Source organism: Pantoea sp. B9002, from assembly GCF_013385945.1.
Taxonomy (GTDB): domain Bacteria; phylum Pseudomonadota; class Gammaproteobacteria; order Enterobacterales; family Enterobacteriaceae; genus Pantoea.
Genome location: NZ_JACAPA010000085.1, coordinates 1 through 638, shown reverse-complemented (window position 1 = coordinate 638; position 638 = coordinate 1). Strand labels below are relative to the sequence as shown.

General features: G+C 60.5%; 1 protein-coding gene. It reads left to right on the top strand.

Going from position 1 to position 638, the window contains the following annotated elements:
* On the top strand, positions 1-638 hold a 638-nt coding region (locus HX773_RS26060), incomplete at both ends, for a transketolase C-terminal domain-containing protein (protein ID WP_304623169.1).

Genomic DNA, 638 nt, shown 5'->3' with positions numbered 1-638 from the left:
GCGCTGATGAAAATCCGTCAGATCATGGTTTACACCCACGACTCGATTGGTCTGGGCGAAGATGGCCCGACGCACCAGCCGGTTGAGCAGATGGCCAGCCTGCGCGTGACGCCAAACATGAGCCTGTGGCGCCCGTGCGACCAGGTTGAGTCTGCGGTAGCATGGAAATACGCTATCGAACGCGTTGACGGCCCGTCGGCGCTGATCTTCTCGCGTCAGAACCTGGCGCAGCAGGATCGTAGCGCTGAGCAGCTGGCTAACGTGGCGCGCGGCGGTTACGTGCTGAAGGACAGCGAAGGTACGCCAGAGCTGATCCTGATCGCCACCGGTTCAGAAGTGGAACTGGCAGTGAGCGCTTATGAGCAGCTGACAGCGGAAGGCCGCAAGGTGCGCGTGGTCTCTATGCCATCCACCGACGCCTTCGACAAGCAGGACGCGGCGTACCGTGAATCCGTGCTGCCGAAAGCGGTTGCCGCACGCGTGGCGATTGAAGCGGGTATCGCGGATTACTGGTTCAAATACACCGGCCTGAACGGCGCGATCGTCGGCATGACCACCTTCGGTGAGTCAGCGCCTGCGGATCAGCTGTTCAAAGAGTTTGGCTTCACCGTTGAGAACGTGGTTAACACGGCGAAATC